The sequence below is a fragment of the Enterobacter sp. A8 genome (assembly GCF_004296595.1).
Taxonomy (GTDB): domain Bacteria; phylum Pseudomonadota; class Gammaproteobacteria; order Enterobacterales; family Enterobacteriaceae; genus Enterobacter; species Enterobacter cloacae.
On sequence record NZ_SCMF01000009.1, the window covers coordinates 70,610 to 97,410 of the forward strand.

At 54.4% G+C, this 26,801-nt stretch carries 25 protein-coding genes; 6 read left to right on the forward strand and 19 right to left on the reverse strand.

Annotation, left to right across the window (positions count from 1 at the left end):
- Nucleotides 1-22: 22 nt before the first annotated feature.
- From ubiA to malK, 5 genes are all read right to left on the reverse strand, one after another.
- Entirely contained in the window at nucleotides 23-892 is an 870-nt protein-coding gene (gene ubiA, locus EQV24_RS22985; RefSeq protein WP_013095050.1) for a 4-hydroxybenzoate octaprenyltransferase, read from the reverse strand.
- A gap of 13 nt (nucleotides 893-905) precedes the next feature.
- Nucleotides 906-1,403, reverse strand: coding sequence for a chorismate lyase (gene ubiC / locus EQV24_RS22990; protein ID WP_013095049.1), 498 nt, complete (start codon nucleotides 1,401-1,403; stop codon nucleotides 906-908).
- Between the two features lie 180 nt (nucleotides 1,404-1,583).
- Nucleotides 1,584-2,528: a maltose operon protein MalM gene (gene malM, locus EQV24_RS22995; protein WP_130627087.1), complete on the reverse strand. Its 945-nt coding sequence runs from the start codon at nucleotides 2,526-2,528 to the stop codon at nucleotides 1,584-1,586.
- 114 nt (nucleotides 2,529-2,642) lie between these two features.
- Nucleotides 2,643-3,962 (reverse strand): maltoporin, encoded by a 1,320-nt coding sequence (locus EQV24_RS23000; protein WP_038418453.1) that lies wholly within the window; start codon nucleotides 3,960-3,962, stop codon nucleotides 2,643-2,645.
- A 71-nt stretch (nucleotides 3,963-4,033) separates the two neighbouring features.
- On the reverse strand, nucleotides 4,034-5,143 hold the full coding sequence (malK, locus tag EQV24_RS23005; protein WP_008500080.1) for a maltose/maltodextrin ABC transporter ATP-binding protein MalK: 1,110 nt from the start codon (nucleotides 5,141-5,143) through the stop codon (nucleotides 4,034-4,036).
- A 371-nt stretch (nucleotides 5,144-5,514) separates the two neighbouring features.
- Here malK and malE point away from each other — a divergent pair, with 371 nt between their 5' ends.
- The 3 genes from malE to malG all read left to right on the forward strand — a co-directional run bounded on the left by malE (nucleotide 5,515) and on the right by malG (nucleotide 9,280).
- A complete protein-coding gene (gene malE, locus EQV24_RS23010) occupies nucleotides 5,515-6,705 on the forward strand; it encodes a maltose/maltodextrin ABC transporter substrate-binding protein MalE (protein ID WP_014830274.1) in 1,191 nt (396 codons plus the stop codon).
- A gap of 125 nt (nucleotides 6,706-6,830) precedes the next feature.
- Nucleotides 6,831-8,375 (forward strand): maltose ABC transporter permease MalF, encoded by a 1,545-nt coding sequence (malF, locus tag EQV24_RS23015; protein ID WP_020686620.1) that lies wholly within the window; start codon nucleotides 6,831-6,833, stop codon nucleotides 8,373-8,375.
- A gap of 14 nt (nucleotides 8,376-8,389) precedes the next feature.
- Complete coding sequence (gene malG, locus EQV24_RS23020) at nucleotides 8,390-9,280, forward strand: maltose ABC transporter permease MalG (RefSeq protein WP_013095043.1); 891 nt, start codon at nucleotides 8,390-8,392, stop codon at nucleotides 9,278-9,280.
- Nucleotides 9,281-9,383: 103 nt separating this feature from the next.
- Here the strand turns inward: malG and EQV24_RS23025 are convergent, their stop codons facing one another.
- The 5 genes from EQV24_RS23025 to psiE form a co-directional block, all read right to left on the reverse strand.
- On the reverse strand, nucleotides 9,384-10,088 hold the full coding sequence (locus EQV24_RS23025; RefSeq protein WP_038418451.1) for a GntR family transcriptional regulator: 705 nt from the start codon (nucleotides 10,086-10,088) through the stop codon (nucleotides 9,384-9,386).
- A 40-nt stretch (nucleotides 10,089-10,128) separates the two neighbouring features.
- Nucleotides 10,129-10,989 (reverse strand): hypothetical protein, encoded by an 861-nt coding sequence (locus tag EQV24_RS23030; RefSeq protein WP_040023630.1) that lies wholly within the window; start codon nucleotides 10,987-10,989, stop codon nucleotides 10,129-10,131.
- Nucleotides 10,990-10,991: 2 nt separating this feature from the next.
- Nucleotides 10,992-12,035 carry an oxidoreductase gene (locus EQV24_RS23035; RefSeq protein WP_040023628.1) on the reverse strand — a complete coding sequence of 348 codons (1,044 nt, stop codon included), beginning with the start codon at nucleotides 12,033-12,035 and terminating at the stop codon, nucleotides 10,992-10,994.
- Nucleotides 12,032-13,726, reverse strand: a complete 1,695-nt coding sequence (locus EQV24_RS23040) for a PTS transporter subunit EIIC (protein ID WP_130627088.1) — start codon at nucleotides 13,724-13,726, stop codon at nucleotides 12,032-12,034. Before EQV24_RS23040 ends, EQV24_RS23035 begins: the two co-directional genes overlap by 4 nt.
- Nucleotides 13,727-13,872: 146 nt before the next feature.
- Entirely contained in the window at nucleotides 13,873-14,283 is a 411-nt protein-coding gene (gene psiE, locus EQV24_RS23045) for a phosphate-starvation-inducible protein PsiE (protein WP_000202963.1), read from the reverse strand.
- Between the two features lie 96 nt (nucleotides 14,284-14,379).
- On the opposite strand from psiE, the gene EQV24_RS23050 reads away from it, so the two are divergent.
- Nucleotides 14,380-14,832 carry an acyltransferase gene (locus EQV24_RS23050; RefSeq protein WP_020686619.1) on the forward strand — a complete coding sequence of 151 codons (453 nt, stop codon included), beginning with the start codon at nucleotides 14,380-14,382 and terminating at the stop codon, nucleotides 14,830-14,832.
- Nucleotides 14,833-14,887: 55 nt separating this feature from the next.
- Here EQV24_RS23050 and EQV24_RS23055 read toward each other — a convergent pair whose 3' ends face one another.
- From EQV24_RS23055 to pgi, 5 genes are all read right to left on the reverse strand, one after another.
- The gene (locus EQV24_RS23055; RefSeq protein ID WP_029882648.1) at nucleotides 14,888-16,984 is read right to left on the reverse strand and encodes a YjbH domain-containing protein; all 2,097 of its coding nucleotides are present in this window, start codon (nucleotides 16,982-16,984) and stop codon (nucleotides 14,888-14,890) included.
- The gene (locus EQV24_RS23060) at nucleotides 16,984-17,721 is read right to left on the reverse strand and encodes a capsule biosynthesis GfcC D2 domain-containing protein (protein WP_094916506.1); all 738 of its coding nucleotides are present in this window, start codon (nucleotides 17,719-17,721) and stop codon (nucleotides 16,984-16,986) included. Before EQV24_RS23060 ends, EQV24_RS23055 begins: the two co-directional genes overlap by 1 nt.
- Nucleotides 17,718-18,356, reverse strand: a complete 639-nt coding sequence (locus EQV24_RS23065) for a YjbF family lipoprotein (protein WP_013095035.1) — start codon at nucleotides 18,354-18,356, stop codon at nucleotides 17,718-17,720. The genes EQV24_RS23060 and EQV24_RS23065 overlap by 4 nt, the downstream gene beginning before the upstream one ends.
- Nucleotides 18,357-18,419: 63 nt before the next feature.
- A complete protein-coding gene (gene yjbE, locus EQV24_RS23070; protein WP_013095034.1) occupies nucleotides 18,420-18,662 on the reverse strand; it encodes an exopolysaccharide production protein YjbE in 243 nt (80 codons plus the stop codon).
- Nucleotides 18,663-19,029: 367 nt separating this feature from the next.
- Nucleotides 19,030-20,679 (reverse strand): glucose-6-phosphate isomerase, encoded by a 1,650-nt coding sequence (gene pgi, locus EQV24_RS23075; RefSeq protein ID WP_020686615.1) that lies wholly within the window; start codon nucleotides 20,677-20,679, stop codon nucleotides 19,030-19,032.
- A gap of 375 nt (nucleotides 20,680-21,054) precedes the next feature.
- Here pgi and lysC point away from each other — a divergent pair, with 375 nt between their 5' ends.
- Together lysC and panS are read left to right on the forward strand one after the other, a co-directional pair.
- Nucleotides 21,055-22,404: a lysine-sensitive aspartokinase 3 gene (gene lysC, locus EQV24_RS23080; RefSeq protein ID WP_013095032.1), complete on the forward strand. Its 1,350-nt coding sequence runs from the start codon at nucleotides 21,055-21,057 to the stop codon at nucleotides 22,402-22,404.
- A 92-nt stretch (nucleotides 22,405-22,496) separates the two neighbouring features.
- Nucleotides 22,497-23,441, forward strand: coding sequence for a ketopantoate/pantoate/pantothenate transporter PanS (gene panS / locus EQV24_RS23085; protein WP_062935429.1), 945 nt, complete (start codon nucleotides 22,497-22,499; stop codon nucleotides 23,439-23,441).
- Between the two features lie 66 nt (nucleotides 23,442-23,507).
- Here the strand turns inward: panS and rluF are convergent, their stop codons facing one another.
- The 4 genes from rluF to EQV24_RS23105 all read right to left on the reverse strand — a co-directional run bounded on the left by rluF (nucleotide 23,508) and on the right by EQV24_RS23105 (nucleotide 26,769).
- On the reverse strand, nucleotides 23,508-24,377 hold the full coding sequence (gene rluF / locus EQV24_RS23090; RefSeq protein ID WP_130627089.1) for a 23S rRNA pseudouridine(2604) synthase RluF: 870 nt from the start codon (nucleotides 24,375-24,377) through the stop codon (nucleotides 23,508-23,510).
- Between the two features lie 54 nt (nucleotides 24,378-24,431).
- Entirely contained in the window at nucleotides 24,432-24,749 is a 318-nt protein-coding gene (locus tag EQV24_RS23095; RefSeq protein ID WP_023621410.1) for a CcdB family protein, read from the reverse strand.
- Complete coding sequence (locus tag EQV24_RS23100; protein ID WP_020686614.1) at nucleotides 24,749-25,042, reverse strand: type II toxin-antitoxin system CcdA family antitoxin; 294 nt, start codon at nucleotides 25,040-25,042, stop codon at nucleotides 24,749-24,751. The genes EQV24_RS23095 and EQV24_RS23100 overlap by 1 nt, the downstream gene beginning before the upstream one ends.
- 95 nt (nucleotides 25,043-25,137) lie before the next feature.
- Complete coding sequence (locus EQV24_RS23105; RefSeq protein WP_013095027.1) at nucleotides 25,138-26,769, reverse strand: Na/Pi cotransporter family protein; 1,632 nt, start codon at nucleotides 26,767-26,769, stop codon at nucleotides 25,138-25,140.
- Nucleotides 26,770-26,801: the final 32 nt, after the last annotated feature.

A 26,801-nucleotide genomic window follows, 5' to 3' on the forward strand; every position in this document is an offset into this window, starting at 1 on the left:
TTCAGCGTCACCGGGCTTTTTTTCAGCCAAAATAGCTCATCGCCAGCCCCAGGAACAGCACCAGGCCCACGTAGTTATTATTCATAAACGCTTTAAAACAGGCGTCACGCTCACGCTTTGCGATCAGCTTTTGCTGATAAGCAAACAGCAGCCCCGCCACCAGCACTGACCAGTAAAACTCCCAGTTGAGCCCGTTCAGGCGACCAATCGCCACCATCAGCGCCAGCACCGCGACCTGCAGGATACCGATAATCAGCTTGTCGTGACGACCAAACAGAATGGCGGTCGATTTAATGCCAATTTTCAGATCGTCATCGCGGTCGACCATCGCATATTGCGTGTCATAAGCCACGGCCCAGAGAATGTTCGCCAGGAACATCAGCCAGCAGCTCAGCGGTACCGACTCGCTGACCGCCGCAAACGCCATTGGGATCGACCAGCCAAACGCCGCGCCGAGCACCACCTGCGGCAGATGGGTATAGCGTTTCATAAACGGATAGACCCATGCCAGCGCGAGGGCCGCAACGGAAAGCAGGATGGTCATGGTGTTGAGGGTTAACACCAGCAGGAAGGAGAGCAGCACCAGCACGATAAACAGCACGCGGGCCTCTTTCTCTGTGACCTGCCCGCTGGGTAACGGACGATTGGCTGTCCGTTTCACATGTCCGTCGAATTTACGATCGGCGTAGTCATTGACCACACAGCCCGCCGCACGCATCAGCCAGACACCGGCCACAAACACGCCCAGGATCCACAGCGGTGGAACGCCCGGCGTCGCCACCCATAGCGCCCATAATGTCGGCCACAACAGCAGTAGCGCGCCGATGGGTTTATCGGTACGCATTAAGCGGTGATAGGCCAGCAGCTTGTTCTGCGTCAGGCTCCACTCCATTTTTTTCTTCCTCTCAGTACAACGGCGATGCCGGTAAAAAAAGCTCCGTCAGTATTAACGGTTTACCGCTCAGGCGAAGACGGGAACGACGTCCCCACAGTTCGGCATCGCGTCCAATTTCAATAAAATCCCGGGTAAGTTCAGACGAGGTGAAAAGGTACCGCCCGAGCGGGGTATTTCCCAGCCGTTGCAGTGCCAGCTCTGGCCCGGAAAGGGTGGATTCAGGCACCACGGTTCGTCCGGCGAGCCACGGCTCACCATCCGCGCAGAGCAGAATTTCACGCAACCAGTAGCGTTCTTCTTTTGGTAACAGCGGCAGCTCACTGGCAATGTCAGCAGAGGTGACAAACCCTTCCTGAATCATCGTCACCGTAACCGTCTTACCCTGTTGCTCAAAACGTTTAGTCATGGAATCTTCCAGCAGCAACCAGTCAAGCTGCTGCGGGTCAAGCGCAGGTATTTGGTCGAAATAGCGCAGCGAACGCAGTTGCGTTAGCGCAGGGTGTGACATGCCGGACTCTCCGATACATAACGTAATGGCATTGTATCGCAGAAAAGCGCATTGAGGGCGGTCAAACGTTATTTAGCGATCACTATCGCAACAATGGTGCAACAGCGCGAGCGGCACGAAAAAAAGTGCGCCCACTCAGGCGCACTAAACTACTAACAAATCAGCACTGTGGGGAAACGGTTACCCCTTGCCTTTTACACTGCTGATAAAGGTGGAACGGGCAGTGGTTGAACCTAAACGTTCGGCTTCATCAAGCAGTTTCAGCGCTTTATCGACATCGCCGCGCTTCACCGCCTGCTTAATGGCGTTGTTGAAGTATTCTTCGGTGTCGTTCAGTACCGGCTCAGCTTTCTTCGCCGGAGCTGGGGCTGCGGTCGCGGCTGCCGTAGCCGCTGGCGCGGTATAAACAGGTGCAGCGGTATTCCCCACAGTCACCGGACCTGGACCAGACGAGCCAAACAGTGGGCCAACGAGTACGCTGGAAGCGCTGTTGGTGGAAACTTTCAGTTTGACCAGGCCATCAGTGGTATGGCGGGCAAGCGGATCCGGAATATCCGGGACAGAGTTACCGGTGCCTTTGGCATAAGCTTTCGCCGGGTCAACCAGCTTTGTTGTCTGCTGCAAATCTTTCTCTGTTGTGAATACCAGCACGTAAATCTTTTGCTGACCCAGAGCAGGTGTCAGGCGCATAACGCCTTCCAGGCGGTCAGCACTCATTACGCCCGGTTCCTGATAGCTAAAATAGTCGCTCGGGAAGAACGCCGATGGCGTCATGTTTTGATCTAGGATCAGGACGTTTGGCGCAAACACACTGGTCTGTTTGTTTACTTCGCTGGTCAGCGTCAGGGTCAATTCACCAATGTTCGCCGGTACGCTATAAGCCGCAACGGGGCCAGAAATTCCCGGCACGTTCAGTTGTTGGCCACCCATAGAGAGCTGAGTCGACTGCGTTTTGGATTGATCAACCGGCATCCATGTCAGTTGCTGGAGTGCCGCTGCCGGGATAGCGGGCGCAGCACTGGTATTTTGTGGCACGAAATTCACGTCTGCAAAGGAGACGGCCGGAACACAGGCTAACAGCCCCGCAGAGAGGCACAGCGCGACGAGACTTTTCTTCATTTTCATTGTTATTACCTCTGATAGCGTGAGCACTGCGGTGGCCAGGCAATAGCGCGCAGCACCCTAAGGAGAGAGGGGCTTGCGCCCCTCTTTTCAGGTCATTACGTCAGGTCTAACGAATTACCACCAGATTTCCATCTGGGCGCCGAAGGTCCATTCATCGTTGTCGCCACGGCTGAAGGTACGTGCAGAAGTGTCGTTATACGCGACGCCAGGGGTGTAGCCTGCAGCCTGATCGCTGCCGCTATTTGCATAACCCCATTTCTCATCCCACTTCGCGTAAGTTGCGAAGACACGGATAGCCGGACGGGACCAGATGCTGTCGCCTGCCTGCCATTGTTGTGCCAGGGTGATTTTGTACTGGCTGTTCTTCTCGTCAGTTCTCTGAGATTTGACGTTGTCGTAGCCCACTTCAAGCAGGGTGCTCATGATTGGCGTCCATTTGAACATCGGACGAACACCCACGGTCCACCACTCGGTACCGTTGTTGTTGTCACGATCGATGTTCTGGTACATACCGACGTACATCAGGTCCCAACGGTCTGCCAGGGTGATTGCACCGTGGTCCAGCACACGCCACATGGAGCCATCGTTATCAACGCTACCGCCCTGTGGAATACCTTTGCCGTTAGAGGTCATGGAATCCGTACCGTACTGCAGTACGAACTTGTTGAAGCCCTTCATCATGCTCTGGGTGTGTTCAGCAGTGAACAACCAGCCATCTTTAGAAGCGCCAGGCTGCAGGTAGTAGTCGTCAGGAATGTTGGTGTGACCATAGTCAACGCCCAGCTCCAGCGTACCGCCCGGGTTAGTTTCCAGACCGGCTAAACGCACGTCGAAGACGTCGTTAGGTACAATGTTGTCATAAACACGATCGCCGTTTTCATCACGATCGGCGAAGGTTGCAGAACCACCTGATTCAGAAGAGCGGGTAGCTGCCAGAGAGAGTTTACCAAAGCCCAGATCGATGTTTTCAATACCGGCACCAGGACCTGAGATGTCCCAGTAGTAGAAGTCGATCATGTGAACGTCATGACGCTGATAGAAGCGCTTACCGGCCCAGATGGTGGAGCCTGGCAGCCACTCAATCAGGTTTTTACCCTGCACGTTAGCTTCACGGAAGGCCGGGCTGGTGGATTCCCAGTCGTTCTGCTGAGAAACGGAATACGCTACGTTAGTGTCGAAATAGAAGCTCTTGTCGCCCTCTTTCCACACTTCCTGGCCCAGTTTCAATTCAGCATAGGTTTCACATTCGTTACCGAGACGATATTTAGTACCGCCAGTACCCGTCGTTGCAAAACATTGTTGTTCACCGCCACTCCCGGTCCAGCCAATGCCGGAACGAGCATAACCTTTAAAGTCTACAGCGCCGGCCTGGGCAGACATAATGCCTGCCGCAATGGCGAGTGCCAGAGGGACTTTGCGCAGAGTAATCATCATTCTATCTCCTGAGATCATTGCTTTTCTTTGAACACTTGACCTGTCGGTTTCGTGTCTTCTTTTGGGATTGCTTAAACGCCTGGCTCTTTGTGCAGCCGACGACATGCAGTGCCATCCTCGCGGAACAGATGGCAACGCTCTGGCGGCAAACCGATAGCGAATGTGGCACCCTCTTCTACCAACACCACGTCATTCTGGCGGTAGACCAGGTTCTGACGGATGGCGGGGATCTGGATATGAATCTGTGTTTCGTGACCAAGTTGTTCGACGACCTGAACTTCACCTTCCAGCGTCACATCGGCGATGTGGCTCGGCAGTAAATGCTCAGGACGAATACCGAGGGACATGTTGGCCCCCACCTGTACGTTGGCGCTGTCGACCGGCAGCCAGACTTGCTGACGGTTTGGCAACTCCACCTGTACCTGTTCAATGGCTGTCGCCGTGACTTTGACGGGCAGGAAGTTCATCTTTGGCGAGCCAATAAAGCCCGCAACAAAGCGGTCTGCCGGATAGTGGTACAGCTCCAGCGGTTTACCCACCTGTGCCACGCGGCCTGCGTCCAGCACCACAATTTTGTCAGCCAGCGTCATCGCTTCGACCTGATCGTGGGTGACGTAAATCATCGTGCGGCCAAGACGTTTATGCAGACGGGAGATTTCGATACGCATCTGGACGCGCAGCGCGGCATCCAGGTTAGAAAGTGGTTCATCCAGCAGGAAGACGCGTGGTTCGGCAACCAGCGTACGGCCAATCGCGACGCGCTGACGCTGACCACCGGAAAGCGCCTTCGGTTTACGCTCCAGCAGGTGTGCCAGCTGTAACACTTCCGCCACCTGCGTGACGCGCTGGTTAATTACCTCTTTTTTCGCCCCCGCCAGCTTCAGGCCAAAGGACATGTTCTCGGCGACGGAGAGATGGGGATAAAGTGCATAAGACTGGAACACCATGCCAACGCCACGTTCGGCAGGCGGAATGTCGTTCATTCGGGTATCACCAATCAGCAAATCACCGCTGGTGATGGTTTCAAGACCGGCAATCATACGCAGCAGAGTTGATTTACCGCAGCCAGATGGGCCAACAAACACCACGAATTCACCTTCGTGGATGTCGAGATTGATGTCTTTTGACACCACTACGTCGCCCCAGGCTTTCGTTACATTACGCAGCTGTACGCTCGCCATGCCCTTCTCCCTTCGTTACAACCTGTCACCGACAGAAACATTCAAGATAAGTTCACTATGGGGTATCCATTACTTTCGCGAATCCTCCACCCCCCGGCTTTTTTATGGGGGAGGAGGCGGGAGGATGAGAGAGCAGGCTCTGCGACCGCAGCTGGCGGGCTGAGGCAAAATTCGTGAAGCCACCTGCAAAATTCAGCGTGTTTTTATGTGCGCCAGCACTCATAACTTAAATTTATGCAACACAGATCACACAAACCGGGGGTGGGGCGTAGGGGTTGGGAGGATGGAAAGAGGATGTCAAATAAGGAGACTGAGTGACGTTGAACCACCTTATGTATCCACGAGCACATCACCAAAAAAGGATGGCAGATATGAAGATCAAGACTGGCGCACGCGTTTTCGCATTGTCCGCCCTTGCAGCAATGATGATTTCCGCACCGGCTCTCGCCAAAATTGAAGAAGGTAAGCTGGTTATCTGGATTAACGGCGACAAAGGCTATAACGGCCTGGCCGAAGTGGGTAAAAAATTCGAAAAAGACACCGGTATCAAAGTCACCGTAGAACACCCGGACAAGCTGGAAGAGAAATTCCCGCAGGTTGCGGCAACCGGTGACGGCCCGGACATCATCTTCTGGGCGCATGACCGTTTCGGGGGTTATGCACAATCCGGCCTGCTGGCGGAAGTCACGCCTGATAAAGCCTTCCAAGACAAACTGTTCCCGTTCACCTGGGACGCCGTTCGCTATAACGGCAAGCTGATCGCTTATCCCATTGCAGTGGAAGCCCTGTCTCTGATTTATAACAAAGACCTGGTGCCTAACCCGCCGAAAACCTGGGAAGAGATCCCGAAACTGGATAAAGAGCTGAAAGCGAAAGGTAAGAGCGCGCTGATGTTCAACCTGCAGGAGCCGTACTTCACCTGGCCGCTGATTGCTGCCGATGGCGGTTACGCGTTCAAGTTTGAAAACGGCAAATATGACGTCAAAGACGTGGGCGTGGACAACGCGGGTGCGAAAGCGGGTCTGACCTTCCTGGTCGATTTGATCAAGAACAAACACATGAACGCGGATACCGATTACTCCATCGCGGAAGCGGCGTTCAACAAAGGCGAAACCGCGATGACCATCAACGGTCCGTGGGCCTGGACCAACATCGACAAGAGCAAAATCAACTACGGCGTGACGCTGCTGCCAACCTTCAACGGCAAGCCGTCTAAACCGTTCGTCGGCGTGCTGAGCGCAGGTATCAACGCCGCCAGCCCGAACAAAGAGCTGGCGAAAGAGTTCCTCGAAAACTACCTGCTGACCGATCAGGGTCTGGATGAAGTGAACAAGGACAAACCGCTGGGTGCCGTTGCGCTGAAATCCTTCCAGGATCAGCTGGCGAAAGACCCACGCATCGCGGCAACCATGGATAACGCCCAGAAAGGCGAAATCATGCCGAACATCCCACAGATGGCCGCGTTCTGGTATGCCACCCGTACTGCGGTAATTAACGCCGCAAGCGGTCGTCAGACTGTCGATGCCGCGCTGAAAGATGCGCAGGGTCGTATTACTAAGTAATGCCGTAGTCCCCTCTCCCTCTGGGAGAGGGTTAGGGTGAGGGTTGTCGCTATCCGCACGCCCTCACCCCGGCCCTCTCCCCCAGGAGAGGGAGAAAAGATCAAACGTTGTAGAGGAAGAACCCCATGGATGTCATTAAAAAGAAACATTGGTGGCAAAGCGACGTGCTGAAGTGGTCAGCGATCGGTCTGCTCTGTCTGCTGGTGGGTTACCTTGTTGTTTTAATGTACGTACAAGGGGAATATCTGTTCGCCATCATGACGCTGATTTTAAGCTCTGCTGGCCTGTATATTTTCGCCAACCGTAAGGCGTATGCCTGGCGTTATGTCTATCCGGGCGTGGCCGGGATGGGGCTGTTTGTCCTGTTCCCGCTGATCTGTACTATCGCTATCGCATTCACTAACTACAGCAGCACCAACCAACTCGCGCAAGAGCGCGCCACTCAGGTGCTTCTGGACCGTTCTTATCAGGCAGGCAAGACCTTCAACTTTGGTTTGTATCCTGCGGGTGACGAATGGAAATTAGCACTGACTGACGGCGAGAGCGGCAAAACCTATATTTCCGACGCTTTCAAATTTGGCGGCGAGCAGAAGCTGGCCTTAAAAGAGGCCCCTGCCCTGCCGGAAGGCGAACGCGCTAACCTGCGTATCATTACCCAGAACCGTCAGGCGCTGACTCAGCTCACCGCCGTATTGCCAGACGAAAGCAAAGTGACCATGAGCTCGCTGCGCCAGTTTTCCGGCACGCAGCCACTCTATACCCTTGCGGATGACGGCACGCTGACGAATAACCAGAGCGGCGTGAAGTACCGTCCGAACAACGATATTGGTTTCTATCAGTCTGTAAACGCCGACGGCAGCTGGGGCGATGACAAACTCAGCCCGGGCTATACCGTGACTATCGGCTGGGACAACTTTACCCGCGTGTTTACCGACGAAGGGATCCAGAAGCCGTTCTTTGCTATCTTCGTCTGGACGGTAGTTTTCTCCGTACTGACGGTACTCCTGACCGTAGCCGTGGGTATGGTGCTGGCCTGCCTCGTGCAGTGGGAAGCCCTGAAAGGCAAAGCGATCTACCGCGTGCTGCTGATCCTGCCGTATGCCGTACCGTCGTTTATCTCAATTCTGATTTTCAAAGGGCTGTTTAACCAGAGCTTCGGTGAAATCAACATGATGCTGAGCGCGCTGTTCGGCATCAAACCGGCCTGGTTCAGCGACCCGACCACCGCCCGTTCGATGATTATCATCGTCAACACCTGGCTGGGTTATCCGTACATGATGATCCTGTGCATGGGCCTGCTGAAGGCTATCCCGGACGACCTGTATGAAGCCTCGGCAATGGATGGCGCGGGTCCGTTCCAGAACTTCTTTAAAATTACGCTGCCGCTGCTCATCAAACCGCTGACTCCGTTGATGATTGCCAGCTTTGCCTTCAACTTTAACAACTTCGTGCTGATTCAGTTGTTGACCAACGGTGGCCCGGATCGTCTCGGTACCACCACGCCAGCCGGCTATACCGACCTGCTCGTGAGCTACACCTATCGCATCGCCTTTGAAGGCGGCGGCGGTCAGGACTTTGGTCTGGCGGCAGCGATTGCCACCCTGATCTTCCTGCTGGTTGGCGCGCTGGCGATAGTGAACCTGAAAGCCACACGTATGAAATTTGACTAAGGAGGGCATCGATCATGGCTATGGTACAACCCAAATCTCAGAAACTGCGCCTCCTGGCGACACATTTAGGGCTGCTGATTTTTATTGCGGCGATCATGTTCCCGCTGCTGATGGTCATCGCCATCTCCCTGCGTTCGGGTAACTTCGCTACCGGCAGCCTGATCCCGGACGAAATCTCCTGGGAGCACTGGAAGCTTGCGCTGGGCTTCAGCGTGGAGCATGCCGATGGCCGCGTTACGCCGCCGCCGTTCCCGGTACTGCTGTGGCTGTGGAACTCGGTGAAAGTGGCGACCATCACCGCGATCGGCATCGTGACGCTCTCCACCACCTGTGCGTACGCCTTCGCCCGTATGAAGTTCCCGGGCAAGGCTTCACTGCTGAAAGGGATGCTGATTTTCCAGATGTTCCCGGCGGTACTGTCTCTGGTCGCGTTGTATGCCTTGTTTGACCGCCTGGGCCAGTATGTGCCGTTTATCGGCCTGAACACCCACGGCGGCGTGATCTTCGCCTATCTTGGCGGTATCGCCCTGCATGTGTGGACCATCAAAGGTTATTTCGAAACCATCGACGGCTCGCTGGAAGAAGCGGCGGCGCTGGATGGCGCGACACCATGGCAGGCGTTCCGTCTGGTTCTGCTGCCACTGTCGGTGCCTATCCTGGCGGTGGTGTTTATCCTGTCGTTTATCGCCGCCATCACCGAAGTGCCGGTCGCGTCTCTGTTACTGCGTGATGTGAATAGTTACACCCTGGCCGTGGGTATGCAGCAATACCTCAACCCGCAAAACTATCTGTGGGGCGACTTTGCCGCGGCGGCCGTACTCTCTGCCATCCCGATTACCGTGGTGTTCCTGCTGGCGCAGCGCTGGCTGGTCAACGGCCTGACGGCGGGCGGTGTGAAAGGTTAAGTTTCATCTGTTATGCCACTGCAACCCTCAACTTTAGACGTATTGTATTAACCCAACTTGTGACTGTTGTTAGGCGCTCTTCGGAGCGCCATTTTTTTATGGGTCAGACACGCACAAAGTCAGTCTCAAAGTTAAAGGTATGCCAGAGATGGCGGGCGCAGGAGTATTCAAACAGCTTGCCGTTATCGAGAAATGCCGTCTGCTCCACCTGAATAAGCGTGGTGGGTTCGGTCAGCTCCAGCCATACCCTTTCCTGCTCGCTGGCGTTTCGCCCGGTGACTTTCATATGTGCGCTATGGACGGTACACCCCAGTTCATGGGTAATGTACGCGTAAATGGAATGCTGAACATGGCTCAGAGCCAGACGAGGAAAGAGCGCGACAGGCATCCAGGTGTACTCCACGATGGAAGGGATCTCCGCTATGACGCGTACCCTGTGGATTTCATGCACCAGTTCACCCTCAGGGATTTGCAATTTTTGCGCGATATCGGCAGAGGCAGGCACGGCGGTATATAACTGCACGCGAGTGGTAAGGGTTTTCCCCTGAGTGGCGCAGCGCTGCGCGGTGCCTATCAGGTGTGAGTTGCTTGCCGCAGAAACCTGGCGCTTAACAAACGAGCCTAGCCCACGCTTGCGCAGCACCAGTCCCTCGCGGACGAGCAAATCCAGCGCTTTGGTGATGGTTAGCTCGCTACATTCAAATTCAGCGGCGAGCCTTGCCCCTTCGGGCAATTTTTTGTCGGGAGCATAGATGCCCACCACAATGCGCCGTCGCACTTCATGGTAGATCTCCATATACTTAGGCATAACGCTCTCCGCAAACGGCCCCTTACAGGGCCGACTCAAATTAACGAGACAGGGATGCTGCCATACGCACCCAGGTGTGCCGTCGGCCACGGATAGCGAGGGATAAGGCATTCAGCGCTTTCGGGTCGGCCATGCCTGCCACCCCTGCGTCGCCAAAATTATGCATGTCGCTACCGCAACGTTTACTGGCCAGGCCAATGTCGCGCACCGTAGCACAATCCGCACCTTCCTGACTACTGCTCAGCGTGGTGATGGCAAGCCCTCCCAGCGACTGCACTGCCTGCGCAATGTGGCTGACGCGTCCTTCCGATGCCCCCCGGCATCCGCCTGGTGCCGAAAAGATAGCGCCATCTGCACCTGCACTGATATAACCAGCATACTCCTGGGGTTGCGCCAGCCCGGAATTATAAAATTTCGCGGCCAGAATCAGCTTATCGGTTTGCGCCCTGAGCGCTGCTATCGCCTGACACATACGCCCGGCCGTCACCCCGGGCTTGTCATAGCCGGTCAGGCAGTAAAAATCCGCATGCCGCACTGCCTCCAGATGCGCAGGCAGAAAAGCGCCGGGGCTGGAGAGATCGTCTGCGGGCAGGACTTCAAAATTGACGCCTGTTAAACGCCCCGTCAGACATTTCACCTGGCTGACAGGATCGGCGCCAAAACGTTCTTCTCCGCCGTTCAATGCGGGCCGCTGAAAATGGATCCCCTTGAGCAGCAGAAGGTCGGCGCCAAACGCGCACAACAATTCCGCATTCGTCACCTCTGCAAACAGCGGGGGCGCCTGCACGGCAATTTCGGCCATAATGACGCGCCCTTCGCTGGCGCTGATGGCATCTCGTAAGCTATCGCCGGTAATGGGGCCACGAAAGTCGCTGGCCCGGCAATTCAGAAGCCGTTTCATCTTTACGCCTCCTCTTCGAGAGAAACGATGGCAGGCGTTGGCTGTTGAAATGCCTTTTGCAAAATGTCGAGATTGGTTAACGCTTCATGCTCGCTGACATAGTTGGCCTTGCCTGAGGAGAGTGTGTCGTAAAGCGCGTCATAAACGCGTCCGTAGTCGCCGGGTACCGCCGGCAGTTCCTCCCGGACAGAACATCCTGCGTCATCGATATACTCCAGCACCGCGCATTCACGATCTTCACCAAACCCTGGGTGCCCAGGCATAATGCCCGCCTTCAGGCTGGTTTCCTGCTGGTCGATACCATAGCGAATAAACGATCCTCGCGTACCGTGTACCGTGAATCTCGGCGAGGGTATTTTCACCAGATGGCTGGTTTTCACGATCGCGGTCGTCTTCGGGTAATAGAGGTGAACGGTGAAGGCGTCGTCAGGGTTGAGCGGGTTTCTCTGGCGCTGAAGATGGTACCCGACCTGCTGCGGACGCCCCAGCAGGGCGATAATTTGATCGAGCGTATGCACGCCAAGGCCATAAAACGCGCCGTCGAAATAACTGCCGGGACAGGTTTCCGACGCCGGGCGAAAATAGTCAAAATGGCTTTCGATCTCGACAATTTCCCCCAGTTTTCCGCTCTCAATCGCCTGTTTCATGGTCAAATAACAACTATCAAAACGTCGGTTCTGAAACGGAGAGACGGTTAAGCCCTTTTCTCTCGCCAGAGCAAACAGCGTTTTCGCTTCTTCTGGGGTGGTTGTAAAAGGTTTCTCGACCAGCACGTTTTTGCCATGTGCCAGACATAGCCGGGCATACTCAAAATGGCTATCAGGATGGGTGCAGATAACCACCAGCTGAAGCGTATTGTCTTCCAGAATATCCTGCAGCCGGGAGGTAAAACAGATGTGTTGATAGTGCGGCTGCGCTTCAACCTCTGGCTTACGCGCAATATCATAAATACGCTTTACGTTGTATTTATCCTTGCGGCATAAAACATAAGGGAGATGATAGCGCGTGGCGCTTTTACCAAAGCCAATATAGGCGCAGTTAATCATACGGATTCCTTTTTAAAGTATGGCAGGGCGGCATGAATTACCGCCGGTCCATCAAGTTTGCTGAAGTGCTGAGGGTCAAGGGGGATCACCGGGCAGTGGTGATTGATATCCTGAAGAATGGTTTCCTGGAGATACGCGATTTGCGGACCCAGCAATATAAGCTGGGCGTTTTTATATTCATCGACCAGTTTACCTGCATTCACGGCATACACGTTGAGCGTACAATTCTGGCTTTCGCAATATTTTCGCATTTTGCTGGCCATCAAAGAGGTCGACATGCCTTCATTGCAGGCCAGAATAATGGTTTTCCCATCCAACCGATGAATATCATTGTCCTCCTGCGGCGTTATTTCTGACTCAGAGGCGAGAGTATTAATTATCGTTTCATTGCTGCGTTTGATTAACGAACGCTCATAGGCGGTTAAAAAAGGTAAATAGATTACGACTCCAAGCGCTAATAGCAGGATCTGCAAAATGACATTACGAAAATCACCGCCGGATCCGAGCCAGCCAGAAATAAGCGGAGGCACTGACCAGGGAACGTAGGCAACAATTTTTGAGACCCACCCCCAGGCGGTTGCAAAGTACGCGATCGTGAAATTAATCTGCGGATAAAGGATAAAAGGGATCATCATTAACGGGTTGTAGAGCACCGGGAAACCAAAAATGACCGGCTCGTTAATATTAAAAATGCCTGGGGCAATCACCGTTCTGGAAAAGTTACGGTGGCTGGACATATGGCTTCGAACAAACACTGCCAGCAGCAGGGCCAGCGTGCTCCCGGTTCCTCCCATATGACCATACAGATCGCGAAATGGCAGAACGATAATATGGGGTGGGATCTGCCCGCTGGCAAAGACGGACATGTTCTCCTGCATCGCTACCAGCAAGGGAGGTTCAAGAATGGGATTAATAATCCCACCCGGATGTATCCCCAACGAAAAGAGAAGATTTGTCAGGGTCGTTAACACCAGAAAACCGGATAAATTAGTCGTTAAATGTACCAGCGGCGCCTGGATGAGATGCTGAATCAGCGCCGGGATTTCAGTATGAAGGAAAAGATTAACGCTAAATGCCACCAGCGCGAAAATAGCGACGGTTAGCATAATTGAAAACATCGACTGGAAGGATTGTACCACCATGGAAGGCACATCATCTCCTAGCCGGATCTGTAATTTTTTATTTTTCGAAATCCATAAAAAAAGATTTGTTGATAACACCGCCGTCAGTATTGCCAGAAAGACACCGCCAGCATTGGTACTGCCATAGGAGACCATTCCGGTAAGCCGAACCTGCTGACCATCGGCCAGGGTTTGCACGGTTTCAATGGGCATTAATGCATAAAACACCGCCAGCGCAACCATAGCGGGAATGACTGGCGTAGGGTGTTTTTTCTTACTGGCAATATGATACGCAATTAATATCACCAGCATCAGCGATAAAATATTCATTGTACCGTTAAGTACGCGCTCGCCAATATTGCGTAGCTGTACCAGGGTGTCAGTGGATAACAGACCGCTCAATATGCCTTTCGGATCGAGAAAAACATAATTAAGCATAATGAAGAGTCCAGCCAGGACAAGGAACGGGACAGAAATAATAAAACTGTCCCGTAGACTTCGAAGATGGACTTCTGATGCCAGCTTTTGCGAGACGTCAGTTATCCGCTCCAGTATTGAAGAGTGGGCCATGCAGATCACCTGTCGAATAGATTAAGTATGTGGCAGTTAATTTCAGTACCGCGTATTCCTGAACTGCCACACATTTAAAACTATATAGTTTTAAATTAAATCTATATAGATCACATTTTGACCGCATCTCTTCCGCGTCAGAGCGCCTATTCGCGCTTCAGCCGCTTCGAATTACACAACCAGAGCGTGATCACCAGCAGCAGGATCGCCGCCGAGTAGATCAGCACATCAAGGGGAGATTTATGATCGACGATGATCAGCCGCACTATCGCGGTGATCCCAATGTAGACAAAATAGCGCAGCGGGAAGTGAAAGCCTGACTGGAAATACTTCACAATCAGGGCGATAAATTCAAAGTAGAGAAAGTAGACCACCAGGCCTTCCACCAGCGCATATTTGCTGGTTTGCTCGGGGGCGAACAGTACATCCGCCAGATGCACCGTCTCTTTACCCAAAAAGACGACCAGGATCAGGCCAAGGCTCAGCAGACCGAGGTTGAGCACGGTCTGGAGGATAGTTGAGATGAACTCAACGCGCGGGCGAGTCAGGGATGTCATACAGCACCTCATTCTCCAGGGCGAGGTTCCTGTATAACGCAAAAATGTGACGTGGATCTATATTTTTTAATTATGTTTTATGTACGGAGGTAACGAATGGAGCGCAGACCTACCGGGGTTCGCAACGTAACCTGTGGTGAAAATGTCACCCTGTATGAGCCCTGCAATCTCTATGACTGCGTGCTTGGCAACGGTGTGTTTATCGGCCCGTTTGTTGAAATTCAGGGCAATACGCGCATTGGCGACGAGAGCAAAATTCAGTCGCACACCTTCATTTGCGAGTACGTCACCCTGGGCGAACGCTGTTTCATTGGCCATGGGGTGATGTTTGCCAACGATATGTTTCGCGACGGCAAACCCAATGCTGACCGGAACAGCTGGGGACGCATTACTGTGGGAAATGATGTGTCGATAGGCAGCGGGGCGACCATCCTGGCGGTCTCCATCTGCGACGGGGTGGTGATTGGTGCGGGGAGCGTGGTGACCAAATCCATCACCGAGAAAGGCGTTTATGCGGGAAACCCGGCGAGGCTGCTGCGCCGCTTGTGAGTGGCCCGGTGGCGCAAGCGCTTACCGGGCCTACAACAGAAAAGGATGAGGGCTATCAGCGGAAGTTAATGTTCTTATCACTGGTCATGTCATACAGCTGGAACTTACGACCCAGCTGCTGGCCCCCGTCGCGCGTCAGCGGCGTCCAGCCAATGGCCGCACGGCTGCGGGTTGGACCGGATGAGAACAGATCCAGCGGAATCGACACATACACCCCTTTGGTGAAGTCCCCTTCCCCGTATTCGTCCGGCGAGACGTTGGTGATGGTGGCGTAACCACCGACCACCACTCCGCTGTCGAAGTGTTTGGAAATATCCAGCGTGCCGCCCTTATCGCCCGCCAGGTACTGGCCCACGCTGGCTTTCACCAGCACGTCCTGGGCGAACGACGGCGTCCAGTAGGCCGTCAGATGGCCGGTTTTCACGCTATAGTCGGTGAACTTCATCATGTCCTGCGCGCTGCGCCAGTCACGCTGTTTAACGTAGTTGGCATCAATACCAAACGCCCAGTTGCTGTCCACCGGACGATAAAGCACTTCCGCCCCCGCGCCGCCATACATGGTTTCCAGATAACCGCCGTAGACCTGGCCGTAGAAGCCATTGCCGAAGTACTGGAAGTAGTTGGCCTGCAGGTTGTTTACGTAGGCATCGTTCTGCACGTACTCACGCACGCGGGTACGCACGCGCGGCAGCTTCGAGTCGTTCGGCGGGTTAGTGTAGTTGAACTTGTCGTAGTTGTTGGCAATGTTGCCAAACAGGCTGCCGGTGGTCAGCAGGTGGTCGGTCACCCACAGATCCGCCGTTGCCATCACGCCCAACTGGTACATGTAGAAGTTTTCCGGCCCGCCGACAGACTGGTTTAGCACCGGGTCGATGTGGAAATCGAAGCGCGATTTATCGATATACCAGCCCTGCTCGGTCGTCTCCGGCACGATTGGCTCAACGCGTTTTTGTACCAGCTCGGTTTCATGCCCCAGCGGCTCGCCCTCCAGATGGCGCTTCAGACTGGCCACGTCCGTTTCCGTCGTCACTTGCGGCAGATTCAGGCGGTTCTCCGTTACGCGGATCGTGCGGATCCCCTCCGGCAGATCGTTCATGATGATCCGGTTAGCACGTTCGATCCCTTCCCGCGAGTCGCGGTATTTCACCTGCTCACCGGTCACGTACAGCGTATCGCCTTTCACCTGGATTTTCGGATCCGCCAGACCGGCGTTGTACTTCAACAGCGTCAGCTGGTTGGCCACCACGGAGTGCTGCAGAATGGCATCCTGCGGCTCCGGCTGGTACGCAGGCCGCGCGTTGTCGTTATAGTGCGGCCGCATGTCGTTAAAGTTAGTACGCAGCGTAAAGCCAAACATCACGGTGTTGCCGCGCTCGTAGCTGAGGTTAACGTCGGCCCAATCGGTGACGCGGTAAATGGCGCCGACGTTAAACTTGCTCTTTTGCTCAATCTTTCCGGCGAACTCTTGCGAGTAGTCGTTACCTTCGTACTCCAGCTTCAGGCGCAGCGGCTGCCACGGCGTCTGATACTCCACGCCGCCAAACAGGGCAGCCGGGCCGTGGAACATCTGGTCACCGTTAATGGAACCCGCTTTCTGATAGCTGTTGTCGCGATAGCAGAATTTGTCGCTGTAGGTGCAGAACGGGTTTTTCACGTTGCCGCTGGTGCCGAGATAGCCCCAGCCAAGCCCCAGCGAAAAGTCAAATGGCCCCCAGGCCTTACTGGCGACAATGTACTCCGCGTCGAACAGGCCGGTACCGCCGATATCTTTGGCCCCCACGGATACCTGCGGCATCCAGTAGCTCTCTTCCCACAGGCGCAGTTTGAGATCGAAGGCTTTATCTTTGTAGGTCTGATCGCCGGAAAACGCGTCCACGCTGCTGTACTGTTTCGTTCGTACGTCGGTGTAGCGCAGCGTGGTTTCGAGCCATGGGAACAGCTGTACGGATGCAGAATAGTAGCGGTACTGGTCGTTATCACGATAGTTAAGGCTGATTTCCCCTTCTCGCGCCATACGCGCGGTAGGGGTTTGCAGTAAACCGACGCCACCGAAGTCTGACTGAGACGGGCCAATGGGTGCCGGATATGTTTCTGCATGACAGGCGGCACTCACACACAGTGCCAGCATGCTATAGAGATAGGTCTTTTTCATTATTCCGGTATCCGCTGTGTCAGGGAATGAAGGATATCGGCATTCAGCCCGTCATATGCCTTCGTCCAGAAATGGTCGGCAAAACCGACAAAAATGATGCTGCCTGGCATGGGTTCGACATGCCGCTTGTTCCAGTAGGCAACCGGCGCCTTTTGCGTGTTCCCGTCAGGATAAATCACCCAGGCGTAGCTGTTATCCGCACCACTCAGCAGGCTCTGCTCGTCGAGATAGCTCGCCACGTCGCGGCCGGGAGTAAACGATTTTTTACCCGGGCTGCTGATAAGCCCCATCACCGTGATGGTGGAAGGCTGCGCCGGGAGCCAGAGCGTGTAATCGCCCTCCAGGGCCGGATTGCCTTTTTCCGTCACGCGGACTTCATCCGGATCGAGATTGATGTTTTGTCTTCCGGTAACCTTCAGCGCCAGAAGCTGCTGGCGAAGGCTGTTAATGGCTGCCGCATCGTCGCCGTCTTCCTGTTCTGCTAACCCCGTTAATCTGGCGAGCAGCGCCTTGTGCTTTTGTTCCGCCGCCACCGTTGCCTGCCGCTCAGCGATCACCGCACCTGTCCACCAGCTGTTTGCCAGCCTTGGCTGGCCGACGAGATCAATCAGGTGGCCGGCGTTCGTTAACGTTTTGGGCTGCGTGCTGTCCGGCGTGTAGACCTTCACCGTCCCGGCAGACCAGGCGAGCGGTGTGGCAAAGCTTGCGATCAGCGCAACGCGAATAAGTGTTTTCATGATTTCGCGGCCTTGATCAGCGTGGTTTTAACCGGGAAGAATCCGGCACCCAAATATTGCAGGGACTGACGGATCTGCCCTTCATCATCCACCCAGAAACGGTTATGCCAGGTTGCCCGATCGGTCGTGACCTCTTCATCCAGTACGCGAACCCGGGTTTCGTCGCTGCCTACCCTGACGCTGTCCGTACCGTCCCAGCGGAAGGTAGAGCGGGCGGTGGCGTAACGCACCTGCTTGTGTTCCGTCCAGCCCATTGTCCGCGTCCAGCTTGCCCCGTCGGTGATCTGGTTCGGTTTGCTGAGCGGATCGGCCGCAAGGTTGTTGACCTCAAGAAGGTTATCGCCACCGAGCAGGGTTTTCACAATACGGCTATGTTGCGTCACGATGGTGGCCTGATCCTGCGTCACCCATTTCTGCTGCCCGTTTTCATCGAAAGCGAGCACCACAAACAGTTGCGGACCATCGTTGAGCTGCATGTACTGGCTGGCATACGGCATGTTCTGAAGTTCATCATCGGTCAAATGCACACCCGGCGTACCGAATATGCTGTCCCACAGTGAGTTGCCCAGCCCTTTGGTGGTGGCCGAGCACGCCTGCAACAGCAGGCAAATCAGGATGATTGCAGGTCGCTTCACGACTCTTCTCCGAAGGGGCGAAATAACCACACCGAAGTGTGGTTATGATTAAAACACCCGGAATTACTGGGTGCTGGTCGTCGTAGTGGTCGTGGTTCCGGTATTGGAGCCATCACCGCCACCGGTTGCCGCCAGCGCGACACCCACGGCTGAACTTACGGTGCTGGTGCTGGCCGCGGTAGAACTCCCCGCAGACGCAGACGTCGCTGCCGACCCTGCTGCTTCCCCGACCTGGACCGGAGCTGCATAGACAGATGTCGCCGCAAGTGCAGATATGGCAAAAATGCCATACAGTACTTTCTTCATAACAATTTCCCTTCAATGAATGAATGGAGATTTGCCCGAAAAGAAATTCAGGCGGATTCGAGTATACACAACTAAAGCAGAGGGTTTGCCGTACGGATAAATAGAGGAAGGGTTTTCGGACTATTGGATAAATGTGAAGTATAAGAATAATTAACCAATAAATTATATGTTAAAAATCAAAAAGATATAATTACACAAGACAAAAAGAATTCTCCGTATAATCCTAAAATAAACCGCACTCATTAACGGGTTAAAAGGTATTTTCGGATAAAACTCATAACGGGGATTTGAGTTAAATAACAGACATCAGGAATTGTCTGATAAAAAAATGCCGGCATATCGCCGGCACGTTTTTATGACGATTTAATTACGCGCGCCATGCTTTATAACGGTTAATCAAACCATTTGTCGAGCTGTCGTGGCTGCTGATCGCTTTGTCATCACCCAGTTCAGGCAGAATACGGTTCGCCAGCTGTTTACCCAGCTCAACGCCCCACTGATCGAAGGTGAAGATGTTCAGGATTGCGCCCTGCGTGAAGATCTTATGCTCATACAGAGCAATCAGCGCACCCAGGCTGAACGGCGTGATTTCACGCAGCAGGATGGAGTTGGTTGGACGGTTGCCTTCGAACACTTTGAACGGCACAACGTGTTCCAGGGTGGCCGGATCTTTACCCTGGTCACGGTATTCCTGCTCTACCACCTCGCGGGATTTACCAAACGCCAGCGCTTCGGTCTGAGCAAAGAAGTTAGACAGCAGTTTAGGATGGTGATCAGACAGTGGATTATGGGTGATAGCCGGGGCGATGAAATCGCACGGTACCATTTTGGTCCCCTGGTGAATCAGCTGGTAGAACGCGTGCTGACCGTTGGTGCCTGGCTCACCCCAGATGATTGGGCCAGTCTGGTAATCCACCGCGTTGCCGTTACGGTCAACGTATTTACCGTTGGATTCCATATTGCCCTGCTGGAAGTAGGCCGCGAAGCGGTGCATGTACTGGTCGTACGGCAGGATCGCTTCGGTCTCTGCGCCGAAGAAGTTGTTGTACCAGATACCGATCAGCGCCAGCAGCACCGGCAGGTTTTTCTCAGGTGCGGTGGTGGAGAAGTGTTTGTCCATCGCGTGCGCGCCGGAGAGCAGCTCAACAAAGTTGTCGAAGCCCACGGAGAGAATGATAGACAGGCCGATCGCAGACCACAGAGAGTAGCGGCCACCAACCCAGTCCCAGAACTCGAACATGTTCGCGGTGTCGATACCGAACTCGCCAACCGCTTTACCGTTGGTGGACAGCGCTGCGAAGTGTTTCGCCACGTGCTTGTTGTCACCTGCGGTTTTCAGGAACCAGTCGCGTGCGCTGTGGGCGTTGGTCATGGTTTCCTGGGTGGTGAAGGTTTTAGAAGCCACCAGGAACAGTGTAGTTTCCGGGTTCACGTTCTTCAGCACTTCGGCGATGTGGGTACCATCGACGTTGGAGACAAAGTGCATGTTGAGATGATTTTTGTATGGACGCAGCGCTTCGGTCACCATGAACGGGCCGAGGTCAGAACCGCCGATACCGATGTTCACCACGTCGGTGATGGCTTTGCCGGTGTAACCTTTCCAGCTTCCGGAGATGATTGCTTCAGAGAAGGCTTTCATCTTTTCCAGCACCGCGTTCACTTCCGGCATCACATCTTTGCCGTCAACGATAATTGGCGTATTGCTACGGTTACGCAGAGCCACGTGCAGCACGGCACGGTCTTCGGTACGGTTGATCTTCTCACCGGAGAACATGGATTTGATGGCGTCTGCCAGTTCCGTCTCTTTCGCCAAATCCTGCAGTTTCGCCAGCGTCTCTTCGGTGATGCGGTTTTTGGAGAAATCCACCAGCATCAGATCATCGAAGGTCGCGGAGAATTTGTTGAAACGATCGGCATCTTTCGCGAACAGCTCCGCGATGGTGACGTCTTTCATTTCATCAAAATGTTTTTGTAGTGCCTGCCAGGCAGCGGTCTGCGTTGGGTTGATGTTTTTCATTAGCAATACTCTTCTGATTTGAGAATTGTGACTGCGGTCGATTGTAGCGCCTGCAAATAAAAATTGTGATGGTTTTTATGCCATTGCCCTGGCCTGCATCAAACGCAGGTGAAAAGACCCGAAAAGTATAGCTGCTGACGCGCCCACCCGTGGCGGCGAAATGTCGGTCAAAACCGGGGAAAACGAAGCATAAAATATGGCCCTGTTATAAGTCCTGTTTCTCAGGGGTACCCCCCCATGAAAAATCCGCATAATCCCGGCATTGACAGGACCTCCCCCACATTTTATTTATAGGGCCGTATTTTGCGCCTGCACCTGTTTTCGTTTCATTCTTGTGCCATGGTCGCTTTATTCATTCCCTGACACGAGGTTGTTATGACGAGTTTTGTGGTCGCCAAGTTTGGCGGCACCAGTGTGGCAGATTACGATGCCATGAACCGCAGCGCCGATGTGGTGCTGGCCGATCCGAATACCCGCCTGGTAGTGCTTTCTGCCTCTGCTGGCGTGACGAACCTGCTGGTTTCTCTGTCTGAAGGGCTGGAGGCCACCGAGCGCTTCGTTAAGCTGGACGCACTGCGCAAAATTCAGTTCGACATCCTCGAACGTCTGCAGAACCCGAACGTGATCCGCGAAGAAGTGGAGCGTCTGCTGGAAAATATCACCACGCTGGCAGAAGCGGCTTCTCTGGCCACCTCCACCGCCCTGACCGATGAGCTGGTCAGCCACGGTGAGCTCATGTCCACCCTGCTGTTTGTTGAAATCATGCGTGAACGTAACGTTCAGGCACAGTGGTTCGACGTGCGTAAAATCATGCGCACCAGCGATCGCTTTGGCCGCGCCGAGCCGGACGTGGAAGCGCTGGCCGAGCTGACCAATCAGCAACTGGTTCCACGCCTGGATGAGGGTATCGTGATCACCCAGGGCTTTATCGGCAGCGAAGCCAAAGGACGCACCACCACGCTTGGCCGTGGCGGCAGTGATTACACCGCGGCGCTGCTGGGTGAAGCGCTGCACGCGACCCGTGTGGATATCTGGACTGACGTCCCGGGGATTTACACCACCGATCCACGCGTCGTCTCTGCGGCAAAACGTATTGATGTGATTGCGTTTGAAGAAGCGGCGGAAATGGCGACCTTCGGTGCCAAAGTGCTGCACCCGGCAACGCTGCTGCCTGCCGTGCGTAGTGATATCCCGGTCTTCGTCGGTTCAAGTAAAGATCCGAAAGCGGGCGGTACGCTGGTGTGCAAGAAAACCGAAAATCCACCGCTGTTCCGCGCGCTGGCCCTGCGCCGTAAGCAAACGCTGGTTACGCTGCACAGCCATAATATGCTGCACTCGCGCGGCTTCCTGGCGGAAGTGTTTGGCATCCTGGCGCGTCATAACATCTCCGTGGATCTGATCACCACCTCCGAAGTGAGTATCGCACTGACGCTGGACACCACCGGTTCAACCTCAACGGGTGACACCCTGCTGACGCAGTCGCTGCTGATTGAGCTGTCAGAACTGTGCCGCGTGGAAGTAGAAGAAAACCTGGCGCTGGTAGCCATCATCGGCAATAAGCTGTCGCGCGCCTGTGGCGTGGGCAAAGAGGTCTTCGGTGTGCTCGACCCGTTCAATATCCGCATGATTTGCTACGGTGCCTCCAGCTACAACCTCTGCTTCCTGGTGCCTGCTGAGCAGGCAGAACAGGTGGTGCAGAAACTTCATCAGAATTTGTTTGAATAAAATTCGTTAGCACGATAAACAATATCTATAAGCCGGGCACAGACCCGGCTTTTTTATAACTAAACAACACGACAATACTGCAAGGAATATCTATGTTATCCGCCATCACCCGGCTGTTCCCGTTATGGGCGCTGCTGCTCTCCATACTCGCGTATTACACCCCCACTACGTTCACGGGCATTGGTCCGTGGGTGACCACGTTGCTGATGCTGATTATGTTCGGCATGGGTGTGCATCTAAAAATCGACGACTTTAAACGCGTGCTCTCGCGCCCGGCTCCGGTTGCTGCAGGGATTTTCCTGCACTACCTGGTGATGCCCCTTGCGGCCTGGCTGCTGGCAATGGCCTTTAAGATGCCACCCGACCTCTCCGCCGGGATGGTGCTGGTGGGCAGCGTGGCCAGCGGAACCGCCTCCAATGTCATGATCTATCTGGCAAAAGGCGATGTGGCGCTCTCCGTGACCATCTCTTCGGTATCCACGCTGGTGGGTGTGATCGCCACGCCGCTGCTAACACGCCTGTACGTTGACGCCCATATTCAGGTGGACGTGATGGGAATGCTGCTGAGCATTTTGCAAATCGTGGTGATTCCGATCGCGTTGGGCCTTGTCATTCACCACCTGTTCCCGCGCGTGGTAAAAGCCGTTGAGCCCTATCTGCCTGCGTTTTCGATGGTCTGTATTCTGGCCATCATCAGCGCCGTGGTGGCCGGTTCTGCGTCGCACATTGCATCCGTGGGCTTTGTCGTGATTATCGCGATAGTGTTGCATAACACCATTGGCCTGCTGGGCGGATACTGGGGCGGGAAACTGTTTGGCTTCGATGAATCCACCTGCCGGACGCTGGCAATTGAGGTAGGAATGCAGAACTCCGGTCTGGCAGCGGCACTCGGGAAAATTTACTTCTCGCCGCTGGCGGCTCTGCCTGGTGCGCTCTTCTCGGTCTGGCATAACCTGTCCGGTTCGCTGCTGGCGGGATACTGGTCCGGCAAACCGATAGAAGAAAAACCACAGAAAACAGGCGAATATCGTCTTTAACAGTCGGGTGGCGCTACGCTAACCCGACCTACACTCTCCGCACGCGCAAGCCGGGGAAAAAGGGGCTTAACGCCCCTTCTTTTTACGTCCCGGTTGCGTAAAGCGTTTACCCGCGGGCTTGCCTCGCCCTTTCTCTTCCGACTGCGGTGCTTTCACGACCGGGCGTTTAATCGCCTGAGTTTTCGGTTTGGCTTTGGCCTTCGGCTTTGCTTCAGACGAGGAGTTCTCGATAAGCTTAAACAGCTCGATCAGTTCATCATCGGTTAAATCACGCCACTCGCCCAGCGGGATACCGGACAGGCTGACGTTCATGATGCGCGTGCGTTCCAGCTTCGTCACTTCATAACCGAAGTATTCGCACATACGGCGGATCTGACGATTCAGGCCCTGCACCAGGGTAATGCGGAACGCGAACGGCGCTTCTTTCTTCACCTTACACTTTTTCGTGACGGTACCGAGGATGGGTACACCGGCGCCCATGCCGCGAATAAATTCGTCCGTGACCGGCTTATTCACCGTCACGATATACTCTTTCTCGTGGTCATTCCCGGCACGCAGAATCTTATTCACCAGATCGCCGTGGTTAGTGAGGAAAATCAGCCCCTGCGAGTCTTTATCCAGACGGCCAATCGGGAAGATACGGCTGCTGTGGTTAACGAAATCAACGATGTTGTCCCGCTCGCCATCTTCTGTGGTGCTGACAATCCCAACCGGTTTATTCAACGCGATAAACACCAGGTCTTCTGCATCACGCGGTTCGATGAGCTGACCATTCACTTTGACCACGTCGCCAGGCATCACCTGGTCACCAATAGTGGCGTGTTTGCCGTTGAGGAACACATTACCTTGTTCGATGTAACGGTCCGCCTCGCGACGTGAGCAGATCCCGCTCTCGCTAATGTATTTGTTTAATCGGGTTGATTGAGTTGGCAGCATAGTTTCTCCTGTGAAGGGCGAAATATACCTTACCTTGCGGCTGACAAAAAAGTCCTAGTAACCGTTGATGAGAAAATCGAGTGCATCCCGCAATGAAGCACTGTTGTCAGTGAGATCGGCAACACGTTCACCTAACTCTTTTGAAGATATGCCTGACAGCATATGCATCATGACAACGCAGGGCTTACCCGCGATTTCAACGACAGGGCACACTTTCGCAGGCGGACGAATGCCGCCCAGCAGGCTTAATTCAACGGCGGGAGCGACAAGTACATGTTTCATCACATTAGCAACAGGGTGCTGCATATTAATAAGCCATGGATAGGCTTTTCTCCCATTGCCTTCATTCTCATAAGCAAAATATTGCTCCATCAGAACGACCTCTGAAAATCACTAAAGGAGCCGTTTTCATCAACCCACTGGTTGATGGCCTCTATAGACGCTTTATTTTCTGCTAACCACTCTGCGCGCTGATGCGCACGAAACTGCTCCTGTAGAGCGGTAGTGAGTACAGCAGAGAGATTGAGTTTAAGCCGTCGCGCTTCTTCAAGAATTTCAGGTGCTAACGAGACATTGACCGATTTTTTAATGCCATGGGTAGTGCGCATGAGAACCCCCATTGGAATGCGCATGAATTGGCGAAGTGTAGCGTAATAAACGAGCATTTTCTATTCCCTTCAAAATATAAGGTCTGAAGAGTAAATTGCTCTTTATAAAGCGTCACGCCTCGCAAATGGGTTTTGCGAGGCGCTTTCAGAGATTAATACTCATCCCGCTCGTCATCTTCATCCGGCTGTTCCATCACGCTGTACGCCACCGCACAGAACAATGAGTTAAGGCGTTTCATATCCCCCAGTAGCCCCAGGTGCAGGGAGCTGGTTTCGATACTCTGCACGTTCTGCTGGTGCAGACGTTCAACGTGGGCGTGCGAGTAGCGGCGGTTGAGGATACGGAAGCGATGCTTGTTGCGGCGCAGACGGCGTGCGCTCGGCACATCGCTGGAGAAGAAGACCAGCATCGCCAGCTTCAGGTTGCTAAGAAGTTGTTCGTGCAGGGCTTCCAGCTCCTTCAGCCCTTCGACGGAGAACGCACGGCGGGCGGCCAGAGATTTGTCAGCAATTTCACTGCCCATCCGCTCCACAATATCCGAAGCCTGCTCAAGGTTAAGCGACATCTCTATAATTTCCGCCCAGCGGCGGGACTCCTCTTCCGCCAGTTCATCCTGCGGGATGCGCGCCAGATAGAGCTTGATAGCGGTATAAAGTACGTTGATATCATCCGCCAGCCGGCGCAGCTCTTTCTCTTCCCGCGGCTCGCCGTGCATCACCTTTTGCAGGCCTTCGAGCATGGTTTCCATGGCATCACCCATGCGCAGCGTCTCGCGGGCGGCATTGGCCAGCGCCAGCGCAGGAGTATCCAGCGCGGAGGTATCCAGATGCTTCGGTTTCAGGCGCGCATCCAGCTCCGGTTCATCGCGTATAAGCCGTTCACAGAAGCGCGCCATCGGTTCAGCAAACGGCACCATCGCCAGGCAGCGCACCAGGTTATAGAAGACGTGGAAGTAGATCACCAGCTCGGCCTTCGGCAGAGAGAGGTTGTCCATCAGGTTCGCCAGTGGGTGCACAAACGGCAGAATAATCAGGCTGCCCACCAGCTTAAACAGCAGACTGCCGAGCGCCACGCGGCGCGCGGCAGCATTGGCAGCGCTGTTATTGAGCATCGCCAGCAGGCCCGAGCCGAGGTTAGCCCCGATCACCAGACACAGTGCGACCGGGAAGGAGATCGCCCCTGCGGCGGTGAGCGTGGCCGTCAGCAGCACCGCCGCCAGGCTGGAGTAACTGACGATGGCAAACACCGCGCCGATGAGCGCATCCAGCATAATATCGCCGGTTAACGAGGCGAAGATAACCTGCACGCCGTTGGCTTCGGTAATGGGCGTGACCGCCTGCACAATCAGCTCCAGCGCCAGCAGAATCAGCCCGAGGCCAATCCCCACGCGTCCAAGCTGACCAGCGCGCGTCTGCTTACGCCCAAGGAAAAAGATGACCCCGATAAATATCAGCAGCGGCGACAGCCAGGAGAGATCGAAAGTCAGGATACGTGCCATCAGCGCGGTACCCACGTCAGCGCCCAGCACAATAACCAGTGCAGGGGCCAGCGCCACCAGATCCTGAGCGACAAACGATGTCACGAGCAATGTGGTCGCATTACTGCTCTGAACCAGCGCCGTTACGCCAATACCCGCGCAGAAGGCGAGCGGTTTCTTCTCCACGCTGCTGCTGAGAACAGTACGTAAACGTGCGCCAAATACGCGCATCACGCCGGTACGGACAATATGGGTGCCCCAGACCAGCAGTGCGACTGCCGAGAGCAGATGTAACAGGGTCAGCACGGAAGGTTATCCTCCTTATCGTTATTCATTTT